General features: G+C 68.2%; 10 protein-coding genes. 3 read left to right on the top strand and 7 right to left on the bottom strand.

Translation table 11 applies throughout. The features are described 5' to 3' along the window. Position 1 precedes the first annotated feature (1 nt). Both SACMADRAFT_RS01755 and SACMADRAFT_RS01750 read right to left on the bottom strand, forming a co-directional pair. Positions 2–1,948 (bottom strand): glycosyltransferase, encoded by a 1,947-nt coding sequence (locus SACMADRAFT_RS01755; protein ID WP_009152057.1) that lies wholly within the window; start codon positions 1,946–1,948, stop codon positions 2–4. Positions 1,949–2,033: 85 nt separating this feature from the next. Further along, positions 2,034–2,477: a GtrA family protein gene (locus SACMADRAFT_RS01750; RefSeq protein ID WP_009152056.1), complete on the bottom strand. Its 444-nt coding sequence runs from the start codon at positions 2,475–2,477 to the stop codon at positions 2,034–2,036. Positions 2,478–2,550: 73 nt separating this feature from the next. Here SACMADRAFT_RS01750 and SACMADRAFT_RS01745 point away from each other — a divergent pair, with 73 nt between their 5' ends. Beyond that, positions 2,551–3,912: an FAD-binding oxidoreductase gene (locus tag SACMADRAFT_RS01745; RefSeq protein WP_040926012.1), complete on the top strand. Its 1,362-nt coding sequence runs from the start codon at positions 2,551–2,553 to the stop codon at positions 3,910–3,912. Further along, positions 3,909–4,664 (top strand): decaprenylphospho-beta-D-erythro-pentofuranosid-2-ulose 2-reductase, encoded by a 756-nt coding sequence (locus SACMADRAFT_RS01740; RefSeq protein WP_009152054.1) that lies wholly within the window; start codon positions 3,909–3,911, stop codon positions 4,662–4,664. Before SACMADRAFT_RS01745 ends, SACMADRAFT_RS01740 begins: the two co-directional genes overlap by 4 nt. An 11-nt stretch (positions 4,665–4,675) precedes the next feature. On the opposite strand, the gene SACMADRAFT_RS01735 is transcribed toward SACMADRAFT_RS01740, so the two are convergent. After that, positions 4,676–6,838, bottom strand: coding sequence for a glycosyltransferase family protein (locus SACMADRAFT_RS01735; protein ID WP_009152053.1), 2,163 nt, complete (start codon positions 6,836–6,838; stop codon positions 4,676–4,678). Positions 6,839–6,923: 85 nt separating this feature from the next. Next, complete coding sequence (locus SACMADRAFT_RS01730) at positions 6,924–8,435, bottom strand: hypothetical protein (protein WP_009152052.1); 1,512 nt, start codon at positions 8,433–8,435, stop codon at positions 6,924–6,926. 32 nt (positions 8,436–8,467) lie between these two features. Between SACMADRAFT_RS01730 and SACMADRAFT_RS01725 the strand changes: the two genes are divergently transcribed. Next, positions 8,468–11,326, top strand: coding sequence for an arabinosyltransferase domain-containing protein (locus SACMADRAFT_RS01725; protein WP_009152051.1), 2,859 nt, complete (start codon positions 8,468–8,470; stop codon positions 11,324–11,326). On the opposite strand, the gene SACMADRAFT_RS01720 is transcribed toward SACMADRAFT_RS01725, so the two are convergent. From SACMADRAFT_RS01720 to glf, 3 genes are read right to left on the bottom strand one after another with little or no spacing between them, the layout of a single operon-like run. Further along, on the bottom strand, positions 11,298–12,230 hold the full coding sequence (locus SACMADRAFT_RS01720) for a decaprenyl-phosphate phosphoribosyltransferase (RefSeq protein WP_009152050.1): 933 nt from the start codon (positions 12,228–12,230) through the stop codon (positions 11,298–11,300). The two genes, SACMADRAFT_RS01725 and SACMADRAFT_RS01720, sit on opposite strands and share 29 nt — an antisense overlap. Next, a complete protein-coding gene (locus SACMADRAFT_RS01715; protein WP_009152049.1) occupies positions 12,227–12,799 on the bottom strand; it encodes a phosphatase PAP2 family protein in 573 nt (190 codons plus the stop codon). Before SACMADRAFT_RS01715 ends, SACMADRAFT_RS01720 begins: the two co-directional genes overlap by 4 nt. After that, positions 12,792–14,015 carry a UDP-galactopyranose mutase gene (gene glf, locus SACMADRAFT_RS01710; protein ID WP_040926011.1) on the bottom strand — a complete coding sequence of 408 codons (1,224 nt, stop codon included), beginning with the start codon at positions 14,013–14,015 and terminating at the stop codon, positions 12,792–12,794. Before glf ends, SACMADRAFT_RS01715 begins: the two co-directional genes overlap by 8 nt. Positions 14,016–14,103 lie beyond the last annotated feature (88 nt).

The raw sequence follows: 14,103 nt of genomic DNA, 5'->3' as shown, positions 1-14,103 counted from the left end.
TTCACAACCGGTAGAGACGCTTCCAGTTCTCGCGGCTGGTCAGTTCCGGCATAGCGCGCTTGTACTGCGCCTGCACCGCCTTGCCCTCCTTGCGCAGCCGGTTGACCACCCGGACACCATGCTTGGCCAGCTCGAACATCCGGTCCCGGTCGTAGCGCCGCACCCGCACGCCCTCCTGCGAGGCATCGGTCACCACCGCCGTGTCGAACAGCGCGACGTGCCACCAGTGCGCCTCGTCGCTCGGAATGGCCCCGAGCGCGAATCGGTGCTTGCCGAGCAGCCGAGTGAGGACGCGCTTCAGCAGCACCAGTCGCTGCATGCTCGGTCGCGGCGCGGTGTTGATGATGCCGATGTCGTTGGACGCGATGCCCGGCACGTCGGTGGCCGGATGGCGCTTCGTCTCCGGGTACCGGGCCCTGATCTCGCGGATCTCCTTCATCGCGGCCACCCCGCCGTCGTGCAGGATTTCGGGCCCCTCGAGGAAGTCCTCGACCGCCTTGATCAGGGTCGCGGAGAGTCCGTACTGCATGCCGAGCAGGTACCGCACCAGTTGCGCGAGCAGCACCCTGGACAACACGTTCAGGTCGAACGGGCTGTGCAGGGCAGCGGTGATGATGGAGTTACGCAGGTTGAAGTAGCGGTGCCACTCGTCCCAGTCCTTCCAGTGGAAGTCCGCGTGCCACACGCCCGCACCGGGAAGGGTGACGGTGGGGAAACCGTGGGCGCGTGCCCGGTAGCTGTACTCCGCGTCGTCCCACTGGAAGAAGAACGGCATCGGGTAACCGATCTCCTTGACGACCTCGTACGGGATGAGGCATGACCACCACCCGTTGTAACCGGCGTCGAGGCGACGCTCCTGCCGGTTGGGCTTGCCGGTCTTCTCGTCCACGCCGAGCAGGTCGGCGGTGGAGAGACTGTGCGTGACCGGTTGGCCGGGTTCCAGCGTGTTCAGGCGGGCGTACTCGGCGCCGACGTGCAACTGGTTGGGGTGCAGCAGATTGAGCATCTGGCCACCGACGATCATGGGGTTGGCCGCCCGGTTGGAGAACGCGGTGAGCCGGATGACCAGGTCCGGCTCGAGCAGCACGTCGTCGTCCATGAACAGCACGTTCGCGTGCTCGGTCTCGGTGTGACCCGCCACCTCGTAGAGACCGCGGGTGAAGCCGCCCGCACCGCCGAGGTTGGGCTGCTTGATGTAGTGCAGCTTGCTCTTGAGCGCTTCGGCGACCTCGGCGAAGCCGTCTCGCGAGTCGACGGTGTCCGTGCCCTGGTCGGCGACGTAGATGGCGTCGAGGGTGTCCAGCGCGGGCAGCGAGTCGGCGAGTGCCTTCAGGTTGGCGAGACAGTCGTCCGCCCGGTTCATCGTGCAGATGGTGACCGCGGTCGGGCGGATGGTCGCGGGCGGATCGACGGTCCAGCGCACATCGGAAACGGTGAGTCGCTGGCCCGCCTCCGTTTCCAGGTCCAGCCACAGCGCGCCGCCGTCGAGGAACTTGTCCAGCGGGGATTCCAGCCGCACCGGGGTGGGCTGTTCGGCGTTCTCGACCTGCCGCACCGCGACCGTGCGCGGGTCTCCCTTCACATCGGAGGCCCGCACGGCGAGCATGCCCGCCCCGGTGACGGTGGCTTCGACAGTGACCGAACCGGCCGTCGTCCAACGCTGCCAGTAACTGGCGGGGAAGCGACCGAAGTAGGTGTTACCGGAAACGCGGGCGGAAGGCTCCAGGGTCACGCTTTCGCGCCTGCGGGCGACGACTCCCTCGACGACCTCGGAGTAGAGGTCCTTGCTCACCACATCGGACGGTCCCGCGTACAGGCCACGCTGCGCCAGCAGCCTGCCTTGTGGTGCGTGCTCGGAGAACGTCGCCTGCTCCTCACCCTTCGGTGTGGCGGCAGTGGCCTTGCCGGTGGTGGCCGGTTGAGCAGCCGGTGCGGCTTTGCCGGGCATGAGACCTCAGTCCTCCAAGGGAGACATTCAGGCGGGGGTCACCCAGTAAGGTACAGGCTTACCGCGCGGCGTCGTTCGGAGCCCTTCACGCACGCGCTTCGCGGAACACGACCCACTTCAGCATGACGAAATTGATCGTGGTCGCTGTACCCTGCGCGATCACCCACGCCAGCGCGACGCGCCAGGTGAACTCGGGCAACAGGTGCAGGGCCAGGGCGTTCGTGCCGACGTTGACGAAAAACGTCACCGTGTAAAGCAGCACGAAACCGCCCAGCTGGCCCGCGCCGCCCTTTTGCGCCGCGGTGAATGTGAAACGCCGGTTAAGGAAGTATGCGGTTGTCGTCCCGGCGATGAAACTTATCGCCTTTGCGAGGTGTACCCACATTCCCGCTTCGAGCAACAACCAGTAGATGCCCGAGTCGACCAGCGCGCAGAACCCGCCGATGAGCACGAACCGGAAGACCTGTGTGAGCAGGCCCGGGGAGGCCGACCGAGCCGCCTCACTCGCCTGGGAGTCCGTCGCCACCACCGCACTACCTCGTCAGTCAGGGTTGGTCGTCCCGTCCGAGTCTAGGCAGCGTGGCATGGCTACCCTGGTCCGGGTGAGCATCGAACGGCGCGCACTCAGCGGGTGGGGCCGCACGGCACCCACGATCGCCAACGTCCTGCACACCCCCGACGTCGATGTCATCGCCCGTGCGGTGAGTCAGGCCGGGCAGCGCGGCGTCATCGCCAGAGGGCTCGGCCGCTCCTACGGCGACCCCGCTCAGAACGCGGGCGGCCTGGTGGTCGACATGACCGCGCTGGACCGGATTCATTCGATCGACCCCGACACCGCCGAGGTCGTGGTCGACGCGGGCGTAAGCCTTGACGCGCTGATGCGTGCCGCGTTGCCGCACGGGTTGTGGGTCCCTGTGCTTCCCGGCACCCGCCAGGTGACCATCGGCGGCGCGATTGCGAACGACATTCACGGTAAGAACCACCACAGTGCGGGCAGCTTCGGCAACCACGTGGTGTCGATGGACCTGCTGACCGCGGACGGTTCCATCAGGACACTGACCCCGCAGGGCCCGGATTCGGAACTGTTCTGGGCAACCGTCGCCGGCATCGGGCTCACCGGAATCATCCTGCGCGCCACGGTGCGGATGAAGCGCACCGAGACCGCCTACTTCGTCGTGGACGCCGACCGCACGGCGAACCTGGACGAGACCCTGGCGCTGTTCACCGACGGCTCCGACCTCAACTACGACTACTCGATGGCCGTGCCCGACCTGATCTCCTCCGACGATCGGCTCGGCCGCGCCACGTTCTCGCGAGGGTCGCTGGCCACCGTGGAACAGTTGCCGGAGAAGCTGCGTCACGACCCGCTGAAGTTCGACGCCCCGCAGCTGATGACCCTGCCGGATGTCTTCCCCAACGGGCTGGGCAACAAGCTGACCTTCGGGCTGATCAGCAACCTGTGGCAGCTCACCGTGCCGAAGCAGGGAGCACGCGGCAAGATCCAGAACCTGACGCAGTTCTACCACCCGCTCGACATGTTGGGCGAGTGGAACCGGGCGTACGGCTCGCGTGGCTTCCTGCAGTACCAGTTCTCGGTCCCGTTCGGCGCGGAGGAGGTGTTGAAGGACATCTGCCGCAGGATCGCTGGGTCCGGCCACTACTCGTTCCTCAACGTGATCAAGCGAATGGGCGAGTCCAACCCGGCGCCGCTTTCATGGCCGTCTCCGGGTTGGATGCTCAGTGTGGACTTTCCCGTCAAGGACGGGCTGAGCCGCTTCTGCGACGAACTCGACGCCCAGGTACTCGAGGCGGGCGGACGGCTGTACACCGCGAAGGACTCGCGTACCTCGGCCGAGGCGTTCCACCGCATGTACCCGCGGCTGGACGAGTGGCGCAAGGTCAGACACTCGGTCGACCCAGAAGGCGTATTCATCTCCGACATGGCCAGGAGGCTGGAACTGTGATCGACGCGGTGGGCAACCCCAAGTCACTGCTGCTGCTCGGCGGTACCTCCGACATCGCCCTTGCGATCGCCGAGAAGTACCTGGCGCAGCGCCCGCTTCGGATCGTGCTCGCCGCTCGGCCTTCCGACCGGCTGGACGCCGCGGTGCGACGGCTGCGCGGCAAGGGTGCGGATGTGTCCACAGTCGACTTCGACGCCACGGAGACCGCAGCCCACCCCGCCGCTGTCGAAAAGGCCTTCTCCGAAGGCGACATCGATCTCACCGTGGTGGCGTTCGGCCTGCTCGGCGATCCGGAGCAGGCCTGGCAGGACCACGAGACCGCGGTGCGGCTGGCCACCGTGAACTACACCGCCGCCGTTTCGGTGGGCGTGGTGCTCGCCGACAAGCTGAAGGCGCAGGGACACGGGGCGGTGATCGCGCTGTCGTCCGTGGCTGGCGAGCGCGTACGCAGGTCGAACTTCATGTACGGCTCGACGAAGGCAGGCTTCGACGGGTTCTTCCTCGGTCTCGGCGAGGCACTTCGGCCCCACGGGGTGCAGGTGACGGTCGTGCGGCCGGGCCAGGTGCGCTCGAAGATGACCGAGGGCCTCGGCAAGGCCCCGCTGGAGCAGACCCCCGAGCAGGTCGCCGAGACCGCGGTGAACGCCGTCAGGGACGGCAAGGAGCTGGTGTGGGCTCCTTCCACGTTCCGCTACGTCATGTCGGTACTGCGGCACGTGCCGCGCCCGATCTTTCGCAAGCTGCCGATCTGAGTCGGCCGAGTTCACTGCGCGAACCAGTACCCGAACGACGTGTACTCCGGGTACGGGCTCAGGAACGGCCGCACGGGCTTCAACTCGACGGAGACCGTGGGCGAGGACACCAGCTCACCGGGAACGGTGAACTCGTCCACGGTCCAGCCACCCTCCCGCCTGCTGAACCGCCACACGCCCGCATCCTGACCGTCGACCACGACGCGAACCTCGTGCATCTGCCCGGTGGCGAACACGCGCGTCGCGATGGTGAGCGGCTGCCCCGGCGAGAGGTTGCCTGCCGTGAACCGCTCCCCTCCGACGATGATGCGCCCGCTGTCCACCACGTCGCCCTCGCGGCGTAGCACCGTGTACGGCTGCAGGCCGGGCTGCTGCATGTCGACCTCGTAGCCGTGCGCGGCTTCGCTTTCCAAGGAGCCCGCATTGAGGTAGTCCCTGACGTCACCCGCCACGGGAGCGGCATCACCGCTGCCCGCCAGCGACCAGTCCGCCCGGTACACCTTCGTGTCGGTGAACGGCACGATCCGGCCGCCGTTGAGATCGGGCGGTGTCCGTACGGGAAACACCGCCAGTGCTGGTGTGCGGAATACGCCGGCGTCGACGAACGGCTTCATGTCGGTGCCCGGCCACGGCTCGTACACGGCGAAGTAGCCGGGTCGCTGCCCCGGCGGCAGGTCGCGCAACGCCTCGTACAGGCTGCCGGGGCCGTTGTTGCTCGGCTCGGCGAACCCGTTGGTGGCGAGTCCGATGGTGTCCACCACTCGCCGCTCGCCGAAGTAGGCGATGGCACCGACGTCCTTGACACCCACGATGGCGTCCTCCGGCAGGTTGCCGCTGATCCAGGCGCCTACCGAGACGTCGGTGTCGCGGATGGTGGCCGACTCCCTGCCGAGCCGGACGGCCCAGGTCGGCAGCGCGGCCAGCGAGAACAGCAGCACCACCAGCAACAGCGAGTGCAGCGTGACCGCTTTGGAGCGTTCCTGCGGCACGAGGCGGGTGAGCGCGTAACCACCGCACACCGTGAACAGCAGGAACAGCGGCAGGAACGGCTGGAAGTAGCGCAGTTCGTGGATCAGTGCGGTTTCCAGAGTCGACGCCGACACCACGACGACCGCGAAGCCGACCGCGGTCGCGGCCAGCAACGGCCGCCACTCCACCCTCGTGGCGAGCAGGTAGCCAAGGCCGACGAAGAACAGCAGCAGGGCACCGGGGAAGGCGAAGTCGGTGTTGTCGAGTGCGGTGAACGAACCGACGAGTCCTCGCACGTTCGCCACCGTCCGGTCGACGAAGTCACCGACGTACAGGATCGGGTCGTTGTACAGGTGGGACTTGGATCGCACGCCGTTCGCGGTGAACGTGCCGGTCGCCAGTTTGTAGAAGAGGTACTGCCCGGCACCGGCGGCCACGGGCAGCAGGCTCCACACCGTGAAGACCGGCACCGCGCGGGTGCGGACCATGCCTGCCTTGCGGGCGGCGAAGATCGTCCACGCCATGGCGGCGACGAGCGCGATCGCGAAGAACAGGCCTTCCGGCCTCACCAGCGCGAGCAGTGCCGCCACCACCGGGGTGTACAGGAAGCGTCCCTTCGGCCGTTCCCTGGTGAAAGCCAACACCGAACCCGTCAGCAACACCGCGGTGAGGCCGACCTCCATCCCGCTGGCCGCACCCCACAGCAGCGGGCCGCTGACCGCAGTGAGCACGCCCGCCCACACGCCGACGGCACGGCCCGCGAACAGCCTGCCGAGCCGGTAGGTGAAGGCGGCGGACCCCGCGAAACCGACGATGCCCACCGCTACCGCGAACGGCAGGAAGAGACTGCCCTTGAACCCGATCGCGTAGCCCGCGCCGAGCACGAAGGCGTAAAGCAGGCTGCTGGCGCCGGTGCTGACCGGGTCGCCGGTGTTGTACTGGAACGGGTGACCCGAGCCGAGCTGCCTGCCGTACTGCAGATGGATGTAGGCATCGTCGATCGGGGCGATCAGATTCCCCTGGTTGTAGGCAAGATCTACCAGTACGAACACGCCGCCAAGCAAGAGGGCCAGCGCGGCGACCGCCCACGCCAGCGGGTCACGCCGCCCGAGGAAACCGCGCTTGTCTCGGGGCACTGCCTCGGGCGACGACTGCGCCATCGGCTCCGCCTTGCCATCACTTTCCGTGTCGGCTGTCGTGGTCATATCTCCCCAACCGTCCGGCTTTGCTCGTAAGCTACCCGGGAAATCACCACCTCGATCGGGTGGGGCAACGGTTACCACTTCTCAGCTATCGGCGTCCTTCGGCGGGCACCAGCGTGAAATGACCGACGCCACGGGCGGCCGAGTACACCTGCCAGGTGTTGGGCCCACCACCTGGACCTCGCTCGTACAGCAACCGGTAGTCCAGCGGGCGCGGCTCGCGCGAGTAGTCGAACCACAGGTAGTTCAGCCGCAGCAGAGCTGAGGTGACCGGACCCGCTTCGTCGATCCGTTCCCTCACCATGTCGGTGACGTAACCGCGGTCGGAGAACGGGTCCACGATCGAGCACTCGCAGTAGTAGGCGAGGGTGCCGATCTCACCCGGTGAACGCACCGTTGCCGCACCGACGCGTTCCTTGAGTTCGCGGCCGACGCGGGCATAGTCCTGCGCGCTCGCCCAGTTGCCGAAGATGACGGGCGAGCGCCACGGCACGCCCTGCTTGACGTCCACCGCCACCGCCCCGAGCAGCAGCAGGGCAACAGCGCCCAGCGCGGTCAGCGGGCCACGCGAGAGCAACACCTCGCGCTCCCTGGAGCGGGCCAGCCACAGGCCCAGTGCCGCGACCGCGAACATGCCGAGCGAAGTGATCGGGGTGCCGTAGTACCAGTGGTAGGGGCCGACGTCCAGCAGCGAGTAGGCGATGTAGTGCGCGATGCCACCTGCGCCGAGCCCGGCCAGCGCACCCACGGGCGGGAACCGTTCCCATCGCGCCGAGAACCGCACGGCGACGAGGGCGAACCAGGCGAGCACCCCGACCAGCGCGGGCCCGAAGGACAGCAACACGACGACGCTGCGGCTCAGGTAGTACATGGCGGGGCCGCTGAAGAAGCTCCACCGGCCGAACAGGTCCGCCTGCGCCTGCTTGATGACGAGCGTGTCCGGCAGGGCCGAGCCGAACGCGAACCAACTGAACAGGTACCACGGTGCCGCGACAGCGATCGCCGCCAGCGCCGACCGAAGCAGCCCCCGCCTGATCGCGGGGGTGCTCAACGCGATGACCACCACGAAAACGATGAGGTCCGGCCTGGTCAGCAACGCCAGACCGGACACGGCGCCGTACAGCAGCGGGCGTTCCTCGGTGGCGAACACCGTCAGCAGCACGAGCAGGGCCGGGATCAGCAGCACCTCGAGCCCGATCGCGGACAGCACGAACGGGTTCACCAGCACGAGCACCGCGCCGAGGAACGCGACCGCCGTGGAGAACCGCAGTGCCGCCGCGAGCCTGCCCCAACCCCACCCGAGCACGGCCGCGGCACCGACACTGAGCACACCCAGCGCGATCACCGGGTGCGGGCCGGTACCGAACAACCTCGTCGCCGCCGTCAGGGCGCCGAGCAGCAACACGTTCAGCGGGGACGTCGCCGAGTTCGACGGCATACCGGGGACCAGAGCCCACTCGCCGTGTACGGCGAGGTTCTTGGCGTAGGCCAGGGTGATGTAGGCGTCGTCGGTGAGGCTGTCCTTCACGAGCAGGAACGCGGCCAGCGCCACCGCGGCCGATCCGAGCGGCAGGGCCCAGTTGGGGACGGCCCTTTTCATGCTCGAAACCGCGCCTTCTCTAGGGTCCAACAGTGGCCTTTCATCGCTGGGTGATCGCGGGTCTTGGGACGCTGTCGGCACTGACCGCCGTGCTGTTCGTCCTCGCCCCCGTCGAGCAGGACGTCACGACGTACGAGTGGCCCTCGGGACCGGACACTTCGAGCACGGCATTACCTCTGTTCCCCTACGAGCCCGACCGGATGGACGTGACGGTGCGCTGTGCCGACGTCATGGCGCTGGGGGCGGACGCGAGGGTGTCGACGGTGTCGACGGTGCTGGCGACCACCGCCTCGGACGATCTGGACGTCGACCAGCACACTAGTGCGGGACTCACCCTCAAGGTCAGCCACGACACACTGTCGGCGCAGGTCGGCGACCATTCCGTAATGTCGCGGCCGGTCGGCGCGGACTGCGTCGCGGCGGTGCACTCCGACTCCGGCGGCACCACCGTGCGCATCGACGGCGTCGTCGCCGGGCACACGCCCGCGCGGCCGGTGGTGACCAGCCTGCACACCGACCTCGACTCGGCCGGTTCGCTGCGCGTGAGCGTCGTGCCGGACACCCGGTACGAGACGACCCCGAGCGCGGTCAAACTCACCCTCGGCGCGGTGACGGTGGCGGGGCTGCTGGCCATGCTGGTGCTGCTGAGCCGGTGGGAGGCGCCCAGGGTCAGGCACGTACGGCTGCTGCCTGTCGGCTGGTGGCGACCGCGGCCCACCGACGCGGTCGTGGCCGTGGTACTGGCGGCATGGGCGGTGATCGGGTCGCCGACCGTGGACGACGGCTACATCATCGCGATGCTGAAGGCCGCCGACGACACCGGCTTCGTCGGCAACTACTTCCGGTGGTTCAACGCACCGGAGGCGCCGTTCAGCTGGTTCTACGAGCTGTACCGACCGTTCGTCGAGGTCAGCGGCGACGCATGGTGGATGCGGGTGCCGTCGGTACTGCTGGGGCTGGCGTTGTGGCTGCTCATCGATCGGCTGCTGTTGCGCAGGCTCGCGACCGGGCCACGGGCGGCGGCACGCTGGAGCGCCTGCGTGGTGTTCCTGGCGTGGTACGTGCAGTTCGGGGTCGGCCTACGCCCGGAACCGTGGGTCATGTTCGGCACGCTGGTCGTGTTCGCCCTCGTCGAGCGGGCCGTAGCGACACGAGCACTGACTCCGCTGGCGGCGGCGGTCTTCGCCGCGGGGGCGACGATCGCGGTGACCCCGACCGGCTTGGTCGCGTTGGCGCCGTTCGTAGCGGCGCTGCCCGGTGTGATCCGGCTGCTCCGGGCGCACTGGCCGGTCTCGTTGCCGGTGCTGCTCGGCTCCGGCGCTGGCGCGTTGCTGTTGATGTTCTTCGACCAGTCGCTGTCCGCGGTGCTGCACTCCACCGAGGTGCGCACCGCCATCGGACCCAGCTTCGGGGTGCTCGACGAGGGCGAGCGCTACCAGGACGTGTTCGATCCGCTGCAGGGCGGGCTGAACCGCCGGATGCCGCTGCTGCTGTTGTGGCTTTCGATGGCCGCGCTCGCCGTACTGTTGTCGGTCAAGCGGGCGAGGGGGCTGGCGGCCGGGCCGACCCGCAGGCTGCTGATCGTGGGTGCGCTGTTCTTCCTGGCGCTGGCGTTCACGCCCACGAAGTACACCCACCACTTCGGCGCTGTCGGCGGGGTCGCCACCGTGCTCGCCGCCGCGCTGGTGCACACGGTCGCGCGGGGCGCGCTGCGCAGGGCGTGGCAGCGCTCGCTGCTGGTCGTGGCCGTCGCCGTGACGGCCTCGGTGGCGCTCGCCGTGCCGGTGCGCTGGTGGTACATCGCCAACTTGAACGTCAAGTGGTCAACTGTGCCGCCCGGCTTCCTCGGCATCGATCTCGCCGACGTGGTGCTGCTCGGCGGTGTGGTGCTCGCACTGGTCGGCCTGTTCGGAGTGGGCCGGGTACTGGTTCGCTCACCTGGTGTGTTCCTGGCGCTCGCGGCGGCGGGAACGGTGCTGCTCGAGGTCGGCACCATGGCCTACGCGATGGTGCCTCGCTGGGACACCTACACGATGGGCCGATCCAACATCGCGGCGCTGGGCGGCGGGAGCTGCGGCATCGAGGACTGGCTGGAGGTGGAGCCGGACGTGGCGGCAGGCCTGCTGCGGCCGGTGAACGCCGGTGAGCGAGCCCGGGTGAGCGGGTTCGCGGTCAACGGCGGCTTTCCCGAGGACGTCGCCCCTGTTCGGCCGTACGGCACCGAGGTCGCCCCGGTGTGGGGCAGCGGTGGCGACGCGGGGTCTGTGACCACGGGCTGGTACCGCCTGCCGGAGCGAGCAGCCTCCGCCGAGGCGCCGCCGCTGGTCGTGCCTGTAGGCGGGCAGGGACTCGTCTCCGCGAAGGTGCAGTTCGCCGACGCAGGCGGCCGGGTGGAAAGGGAACTGAGCCTGCGGCTGGACCGCGACGGGGAATGGCGTGAGGCGCGCTTCGCACCCGGCCACGCCCGGCTGGTCCGCGTGCTCGCCACCGACGAGCGCGACGGCGAAGGCTGGATCGCCGTGGGCGCACCCCGGCTGCCCGAGGTGGTGCCGCTGACCGAATACATCCCGCTGACCGAACCGGTCGCGGTGGACTGGATCGACGCCTTCCTGCTGCCGTGCAGGCAGCCCGCCGCGCTGGCCGACGGGATCGTCGAGCCGGTGCGGTACCGGTTCGCCTCGGGTCCCAGCATCCGCAGGCTCGGCAGCATGTCGTTCGTCGCGGGCGCTGGCGGACCGTACGTGCCACTGCTGCAACTCGCCACGCAGACGCCCGTCCCGACCTATCTGCGCGGCGACAAGCTGGTGGAGCCGATCAGCGTGTTCCGCCTCGACTATCCGGTGCCGGTGCGGGACTCGCTGGTCACAGGTAGTAGGAGAACACCAGAGTGACGACCCACGTCGCACCGAGCACCTGCAGCACGCGGTCGCGCAGGGCGATCTCCTCCGGCTCACCCGCGTTGCCCCCGTCGACGTCCACCGCGTAACGCAGGACGGCGATGACGAACGGCACCATGGAGATGACGCTCCATACGGTGCCGGACACGCGCTGCTGCTGCTCGAAGGCCCACAGGCTGTAGGACATGATCAGGATCGCGGCGGAGGTCGCCCAGACGAACCGCAGGTAGCTCGCGGAGTACTTCTTCAGCGACGACCGGATCTTCGCGCCCGTGCGCTCGAACAGCATGATCTCGGCGTAGCGCTTGCCCGCCACCATGAACAGCGAACCGAACGCGGTCACCAGCAGGAACCACTGCGAGAGGCTGATCCCGGTGGCGACACCGCCCGCGATGAGCCGCATCAGGAAACCCGAACCGACGATCGCCAGGTCGACCACCGGCTGGTGCTTGAGCCCGAAGCAGTATCCCAGTTGGATGGCCTGGTAGATCAGCAACACGATGAGCAGCCGCCAGTCGGCCAGGAGGCTCACCGCGCAGCCTGCGGCGAAGAACGCGACCGCGGAGACGTAAGCGACCGGGATGGGCACGATCCCGGCCGCGATGGGGCGGTTGCGCTTCGTCGGGTGCGCGCGGTCGGCTTCGACGTCGACGGCGTCGTTGATGAGGTAGACCGAGGACGCCACCAGGGAGAACGCCACGAACGCGACCGCCGCGTCCCGAAGCACGTCGAGGTTGGCGATCTGGCCCGCCGTGAACGGCGCGGCCAGCACCAGTACGTTCTTCACCCACTGCCGTGGCCGCGCCGTCTTCAACACCCCGAAGACGGTCCCGACCGGACCCTTCTTGCGTGCCAGAGCGCTGTCGCTCACTTCGGCATGCTCGGTGGTCTCACTCATCGTGGTTTCCGCTTCCGTGAGTTCAGCCTGCGGCGCAGGAGGCCGCCGACGGCGCCGCCGAGCGCCGCGCCGACGACCACGTCTGTCGGGTAATGAACGCCGAGCACCAGCCGAGAGGCCAGCATCGGCGGCACGAGCGCGGGCACGAGGTTACGGCCCGTCAGTCCGGAGTACAGCACGGCCGCGGCGGTGGTCGAGGTCGCGTGTGAGGACGGGAAGCTCAGCTTGCTGGGCGTGCCCACACCCACCTTCACGTCCGGGTGGTCGGGACGGGGACGGCGTACCACCCGCTTGACCGCGATGGAAGCGGCGTGGGCGCCGACGACGCCCGCCGCGGCGGTGAGCCAGTCCTTGCGGCGCTTGCTGTCGACTGCCGCGCCGAGCAGGCCCAACGCGAACCAGCCCGCGCTGTGCTCACCGAAGTGGGAAAGCCCGCGAGCCACGCGAACGGTGGCGGGGCGAGCCATGGCACGCTGCACACCCGCGAGTACGGCGAGTTCACCGGACAGTTCGGGATGAGCGGGGCGGGCGTCGGCAGCCACCTTCGCCGTAGGGTCCTTCTCAAGCATCGATCGATCCGTCCAGCGGCGCGCCCTCGGTCAGGTGCGGGGCGATCTTGTTGTCGAACATGGACAGTGCCGACCCGATGGCCATGTGCATGTCCAGGTACTTGTACGTACCGAGCCGTCCGCCGAAGAGCACGTTGCGCTCGCGGGCCTCCTTGCGGGCGAGTTCGCGGTAGCTCTCCAGTTTCGCCCTGTCCTCGGCCGTGTTGATCGGGTAGTACGGCTCGTCGTCGTCGGAGGCGAACCGCGAGTACTCACGCACGATCACGGTCTTGTCCTCGGGGTAGTCGCGCTCGGGGTGGAAGTGCCGGAACTCGTGAATCCGGGTGTAGGGCACCTCGATGTCGTTGTAGTTCATCACCGAGGTTCCCTGGTAGTCGCCGGTGGCAACGACTTCCTGCTCGAAGTCGAGCGTGCGCCAGCCGAGCCTGCCCTCGCGGTAGTCGAAGTAGCGGTCGAGCGGACCGGTGTAGACGGTCGGTGTGCCATGCGGGACGAGGTCGCGGACGGCGAAGTAGTCCACGTTGAGCCGCACCTCGATGTTGGGGTGGTCGGCCATCCGCTTCAGCCACGCGGTGTAGCCGTCGACGGGAAGGCCTTCGTAGGTGTCGTTGAAGTAGCGGTTGTTGAAGTTGTAGCGGACCGGCAGCCGGGTGATGATCGACGCCGACAGTTCCTTGGGATCGGTCTGCCACTGCTTGGCGGTGTAGCCCCGCACGAACGCCTCGTACAGCGGGCGCCCGATCAGCGAGACGGCCTTCTCCTCGAGATTCTGCGCGTCCTTGGTGTCGATCTCGCTGGCCTGGTCGGCGATCAGCGCGCGTGCCTCGTCGGGGCTGTGTGACTTGCCGAAGAACTGGTTGATGAGGTGGAGGTTCATCGGGAAGGTGTAGACCTGTCCCTGGTACTTGGCGAACACCCGGTGCTGGTAGTTCGTGAAGTCGGTGAACTGGTTCACGTAGTCCCACACTCGCTTGTTGGAGGTGTGGAACAGGTGAGCGCCGTAGCGGTGCACCTCGATGCCGGTCTCCGGCTCCGGTTCGGAGTAGGCGTTGCCGCCGATGTGTTCGCGCCGCTCGAGCACGAGAACGCGCTTGTCGAGCTGACTCGCCGCCCGCTCCGCCACCGTCAGGCCGAAGAAACCCGACCCGACGACGATCAGGTCGAAACCGGCGAACGCGGCTTCGGTAAGGTCTGTGGGATTCGTCTCCGTGCTCACGACCGAAGAGGCTACCGGCGAGCCGTGGCCCTCGTGCGGCGAGGCCATGGTTGGGGGTGAGGTTTTCACAAACCCGCCCAAACCTCCG

Origin of the sequence: Saccharomonospora marina XMU15 (genome assembly GCF_000244955.1) — a bacterium.
GTDB classification, from domain to species: Bacteria; Actinomycetota; Actinomycetes; order Mycobacteriales; family Pseudonocardiaceae; genus Saccharomonospora_A; species Saccharomonospora_A marina.
The sequence above is the reverse complement of the archived record's forward strand: the minus strand, read 5'-3'. Positions and strand labels throughout refer to the sequence as shown.

Coding starts and splice junctions, on each gene's coding strand:
- SACMADRAFT_RS01755 (WP_009152057.1), bottom strand. CDS start 1,948: ATGCCCGGCAAAGCCGCACCGGCTGCTCAACCGGCCACCACCGGCAAG.
- SACMADRAFT_RS01735 (WP_009152053.1), bottom strand. CDS start 6,838: ATGACCACGACAGCCGACACGGAAAGTGATGGCAAGGCGGAGCCGATG.
- SACMADRAFT_RS01730 (WP_009152052.1), bottom strand. CDS start 8,435: ATGAAAAGGGCCGTCCCCAACTGGGCCCTGCCGCTCGGATCGGCCGCG.
- SACMADRAFT_RS01720 (WP_009152050.1), bottom strand. CDS start 12,230: ATGAGTGAGACCACCGAGCATGCCGAAGTGAGCGACAGCGCTCTGGCA.
- SACMADRAFT_RS01715 (WP_009152049.1), bottom strand. CDS start 12,799: ATGCTTGAGAAGGACCCTACGGCGAAGGTGGCTGCCGACGCCCGCCCC.